The 4,416-nt window shown below is 59.1% G+C and carries 5 protein-coding genes and 2 pseudogenes; 4 read left to right on the forward strand and 3 right to left on the reverse strand.

All coding sequences use genetic code 11. The features are described 5' to 3' along the window. Positions 1-347 (forward strand): annotated as a pseudogene (locus C9413_RS33915) (low specificity L-threonine aldolase); the annotation flags it as partial. A 13-nt stretch (positions 348-360) separates the two neighbouring features. On the opposite strand, the gene C9413_RS34300 reads toward C9413_RS33915, so the two are convergent. Continuing rightward, positions 361-489 (reverse strand): hypothetical protein, encoded by a 129-nt coding sequence (locus tag C9413_RS34300; protein WP_267285075.1) that lies wholly within the window; start codon positions 487-489, stop codon positions 361-363. Positions 490-700: 211 nt separating this feature from the next. Here C9413_RS34300 and C9413_RS28390 point away from each other — a divergent pair, with 211 nt between their 5' ends. Next, positions 701-1,189, forward strand: a complete 489-nt coding sequence (locus C9413_RS28390) for a BA14K family protein (protein WP_039846085.1) — start codon at positions 701-703, stop codon at positions 1,187-1,189. 57 nt (positions 1,190-1,246) lie between these two features. Here the strand turns inward: C9413_RS28390 and C9413_RS28395 are convergent, their stop codons facing one another. Continuing rightward, complete coding sequence (locus C9413_RS28395) at positions 1,247-2,110, reverse strand: LysR substrate-binding domain-containing protein (protein ID WP_039846992.1); 864 nt, start codon at positions 2,108-2,110, stop codon at positions 1,247-1,249. Between the two features lie 93 nt (positions 2,111-2,203). On the opposite strand from C9413_RS28395, the gene C9413_RS28400 reads away from it, so the two are divergent. Further along, positions 2,204-3,208, forward strand: coding sequence for a bile acid:sodium symporter family protein (locus C9413_RS28400; protein ID WP_039846086.1), 1,005 nt, complete (start codon positions 2,204-2,206; stop codon positions 3,206-3,208). Between the two features lie 71 nt (positions 3,209-3,279). Here C9413_RS28400 and C9413_RS28405 read toward each other — a convergent pair whose 3' ends face one another. Then, positions 3,280-3,747 (reverse strand): Hsp20 family protein, encoded by a 468-nt coding sequence (locus tag C9413_RS28405; protein ID WP_039846087.1) that lies wholly within the window; start codon positions 3,745-3,747, stop codon positions 3,280-3,282. Positions 3,748-4,151: 404 nt separating this feature from the next. Here C9413_RS28405 and C9413_RS28410 point away from each other — a divergent pair. Continuing rightward, positions 4,152-4,400 (forward strand): annotated as a pseudogene (locus C9413_RS28410) (alpha/beta hydrolase); the annotation flags it as partial. Positions 4,401-4,416: the final 16 nt, after the last annotated feature.

Raw genomic sequence — 4,416 nt, forward strand, 5'->3', positions numbered from 1 at the left:
CCCCGTCTCCCTCAGCACACATCCCGTCTGCCGCTTATTTTGCACACGATCCCTCTCTGCCTCCTCCCCGCCGCCCGAACAGCCGGGCTGTTGCCCTCCCTTGCTGCCCTGGCCCCGGACAGACCGCCAGGCCCGCCTGGCCCACCGCCTCCAACGAAGTCCTCGCCGTCGTCACCAAGGGCGCGGCGAGAACTGCTGAACATAGGGGGGCGACGTTCTACGAGTGGCCGATTCCGGCCGCAACGCCTGACCTCGTCGACGACAACGAGACGCTGATCCGTCTCGTCACCAGCTTCGCCACGACAAAAGCCGATGTCGACGGCTTCTTGAAGTGCCTGGCGGCATAAAACCCGGCAGCACCTAGTTCTGATGGCCATAGACGGCAGATTGCGGGGCACCGTGATCCGCCTTTTCCGCTTCGTGCCCGATCACGAGGATCATCATTACACAGGCCACCAGCCCGGATACGAATAGTGCGCCATACATCATCGGTCCGTCCTTTCTTGCCCCGAACGACGACCAGATTGGCTTCTAACGTAGAAGCCGGAATCTAACCAAATAGCTAAGCGACAAGGTTGAGAGGGGCTTAAAATGGCAGGCAACCGGTTAACCGCTGACAGCGACCGCCGCTTAAAATTCGTCCACTGCTGCTGGAACTTTTCAGGAACAACTTCATTGATAGCTAGAAAGGTGAAAAGCCATGAAAAAGTTAGCTGTCGTGCTCATCTCAGCTGTGACTGCCTTGACCAGTGTTCCGCCTGCCGAGGCATTTCCTGCGATCAATCTCGAAAAGCCGAAAGTCGTATCGAACATAGAGCAGGTTCGGGATCGCGACTGGAGCGGATGGAGCAATTTTGCTAGGCGCCGCTATCTTAAGAGTATGCGTAGCAATCGCGGCGCATACTATGGCGGTTCTCGTGGTTATCGCTACAACAGATATTATGGCCGCCGCTACCGCGATTATGACAATGACAACGACGCGGCCGCAATCATCGGCGGATTGGCGCTCGGCGCGATCGTCGGCGGTGCGTTGGCTCAGCCAGGCTACTATGGCCCACCGTCCTCCTATGCTTACGGCGGCAACGGTCATACGAGCTGGTGCTACAGCCGATATCGCTCCTATAGGGCCTGGGACAATACGTTCCAGCCATACTATGGCCCGCGCCGGCAGTGCGTTTCGCCCTATTGATCGCAGGCAACCGAAACTTGATCGGCAAGCAACCGAAACCCGCCGCCCGGCGGGTTTCTATTTTTGTGCGCCCGATCGCAGACCCCGCACCTTCCCAAGAATGTCCTCCGAAAGCGCCGACACCAGCGCCTGATCGGCCCCTTTGCGCGGCACGAGCACGAATTCCACATCCTCCAGCAGCGGCAGCCTTGCCGTGCCGATCTCTTTCAATCCCGAAGGGGCCATGCTGCGCGGCTGCACCAGTACTCCCATTCCTGCCCGCGCCGCGGCCGTAAGTCCGCTCAGGCTGCCGCAGGTGCAGACGATCCGCCAAGGCACCTGCATTCGGCTGAGGGCCTCGAGCGCAATACTGCGCGTCACGCTTGGCGGCGGAAAGGCGATCAGCGGCAGCGGCGCTTGTGCGAGCACATGGTCGGGATCGCGCGCCAGCCAGACCAGCGGCTCGCGATAGACAAGCCGGCCGCGGGCATCGCCGAGCCGGCGTTTGGCAAGCACAAGATCGATCTCGCCATTGTCCTGCATCTCGTAAAGCGCACCCGACAACGCGACTGTCAACTCCAGATCGACCGATGGATGCGACCGCACGAAATCCTCCAGCACGGCCGGGAGCTGGCTGGTCACAAAATCTTCCGAGACCCCGAGGCGGAGGCGGCCGCGCAGACTGCTCTCCTTGAAAAGCGATTGAACCTGCCCTTCGATCGAAAGCATCAGGCGCGCATGCGACAGCAGCGCCTCGCCATCTCCGGTGAGCACGACCTTGTGGGTGTCGCGCGCGAGAAGCCTTCGCCCGAGTGAAGTTTCCAGCCGCTGGACGTGCTGACTGACGGTCGATTGACCGAGACCCAAACGCTCTGCGGCGAGCGTGAAACTGCCCATCTGCTCGACGGCAACGAAGCTGCGCAACTGCGTCAGATCAAGCATTGACATCCCACTTCGCGATAACTGTTATTTCTTGCATCCTGATTCATAATGGGTGACAAAACAACGAAATTCTGAAAATGCCGAGGAAGCATCATGCGCCGCTTCTTGCCCGATACCTTCACGATCCTGCTCGTTTTAACCGTCATTCTTGCCTCGCTGCTTCCGGCAAGCGGCATTTTCGCGGATTATTTCGGCGTCGCCACCGGACTTGCCATAGCCCTGCTGTTCTTCCTGCATGGCGCCCGGCTATCCAGCGACGTCGTCATTGCAGGCATCCTGCACTGGCGGCTGCACGTCGTCATCCTTCTGACGACATTCGCCATCTTTCCGCTACTCGGCATGGCGCTCGGCCTCATCCCGGATTCGATCCTGCCGCAGCCGCTTTACCTCGGCATCCTTTTCCTGTGCGTCCTGCCATCCACGGTGCAATCCTCGATCGCCTTTACCTCGATGGCAGGCGGCAATGTGCCGGCCGCCATTTGCTCTGCCTCCGCTTCCAACATCTTCGGCATGTTCCTGACGCCGCTTCTCGTCGGCCTGCTCTTTGCCGTCGGCGGCCATGGCGGCTTTTCCTGGGACGCGCTGGAGCAGATCCTGCTGCAATTGCTTGCTCCCTTCGTGGCAGGCCAGATCCTGCAGCCCTGGATAGGCAATTGGATCCGCGCGAAGAAGAAAATCCTGATGCCGGTCGATCGCGGATCGATCCTGATGGTCGTCTATCTCGCCTTCAGCACGGCGGTCGTCGAGGGCCTGTGGCATACATTCTCAGTAAGAGACATCGGGGTCGTCGTCTTGCTCGACATGTTGCTGCTCGCAATCGTCCTTTTGCTCACCATGCACGGCAGCCGCCTTCTCGGCTTCAACAAGGCCGACGAGATCACCATCACCTTCTGCGGCTCGAAGAAGAGCCTGGCAAGTGGCGTGCCGATGGCAGGCGTCATCTTCGCCGGCCAGTCGATCGGTGCCATCGTTCTGCCGCTGATGCTCTTCCATCAGATCCAGCTGATGGTCTGCGCGGTGATCGCGCAAAAATATGCCGCAGCGGCTGCGCATCGGATAACAAAAGAGGAAGCCGAAGAGGCTGCGAGCCCAGCCTGATCTGCAGCCAACAAAAAGGCGGCGCCCCAACGGAGCGCCGCCTGTCTTTTCCTATCCTGGAAGGGGATCGATTAGTTGGCGACCTGAGCCTCGATAGCCTTCGGCGCGCTTACCGGCTCTGCGGCAATCGCGATCTTGCGCGGCTTCATGGCTTCGGGGATGCTGCGAAGAAGGTCGATATGAAGCAGGCCGTTCTTCAGCGAAGCGGCGGTCACCTCGACATGATCGGCGAGCTGAAAGCGGCGCTCGAAGGCGCGCTTGGCAATGCCGCGATAGAGGAACTCGCTGCCCTCGGCGTTGTCTTCGCTCTTTACGCCCTTGACGGTCAGTGCGTGAGCTTGAGCCTCGATCAAGATTTCGCTTTCGTCGAAACCGGCAACGGCCATGGTGATGCGATAGGTGTTCTCACCGGTGCGCTCGATATTGTAGGGCGGATAGGTATTGCCCTGATCCGGCTGAGCCAGGCTGTCGAGCATGGTGAAGAGACGGTCGAAACCGACGGTCGAACGATAAAGTGGAGAAAAGTCGACGTGACGCATGATGTCCTCCTTAAGGAAGCGACGTGTTGCGATAATTGCCCCTGAAACCCCATATTCGGCAGCTTCGGGACGGTTAAGCGGACCCGTTTGGCACCCGCAGAATTCAGATGGTGATCGACTTTCGGCAGTTCAAGACCCTTTTGCAACTAGGTGAACGGGGCATGAACACGAGGTTCGGCATGCGTTCAGCAGCACCTCTGTAGAAGTAGTAACTGTCGGGGGATTAAACCGCCCGATGGCTGAAGTGCATCGTCCCTTCTTCTTCAGTCCGATTTTACGGCCGGCGCCGGGCACCCCTCAAATCGCCCCGCCGGTCTCTTTTTATTCGCTCCGCGCTTAACAGTTGATTTTCCCTCTGCGTGCATTATCCCCTAGACTCAAGGCGGCATCGAAAGCAGCGGCTCATGGACAGCGTCCTTATTTCGACACCTGACAATCCCGTCCCGGAAAACCGTACCGAAGGCTATTTCGAGACGCATGACGGCTGGAAGCTGCGCCATGCGGTGTTCCGCTCCGATGCCCCCGTTGCAAAAGGCACGGTCGTCATCCTGCAGGGACGCAACGAATACATTGAGAAATATTTCGAGACGATCCGAGATCTAACGTCGAACGGCTTCTGGGTTGCGAGCTTCGATCTTCGTGGACAGGGCGGTTAGCCACGGCTGATAA

Origin of the sequence: Rhizobium sp. SEMIA 4085 (assembly GCF_013004495.1) — a bacterium.
Taxonomy (GTDB): Bacteria; Pseudomonadota; Alphaproteobacteria; order Rhizobiales; family Rhizobiaceae; genus Rhizobium; species Rhizobium gallicum.

Coding starts and splice junctions, on each gene's coding strand:
- C9413_RS28395 (WP_039846992.1), bottom strand. CDS start 2,110: ATGCTTGATCTGACGCAGTTGCGCAGCTTCGTTGCCGTCGAGCAGATG.
- C9413_RS28400 (WP_039846086.1), top strand. CDS start 2,204: ATGCGCCGCTTCTTGCCCGATACCTTCACGATCCTGCTCGTTTTAACC.
- C9413_RS28405 (WP_039846087.1), bottom strand. CDS start 3,747: ATGCGTCACGTCGACTTTTCTCCACTTTATCGTTCGACCGTCGGTTTC.
- C9413_RS34300 (WP_267285075.1), bottom strand. CDS start 489: ATGATGTATGGCGCACTATTCGTATCCGGGCTGGTGGCCTGTGTAATG.
- C9413_RS28390 (WP_039846085.1), top strand. CDS start 701: ATGAAAAAGTTAGCTGTCGTGCTCATCTCAGCTGTGACTGCCTTGACC.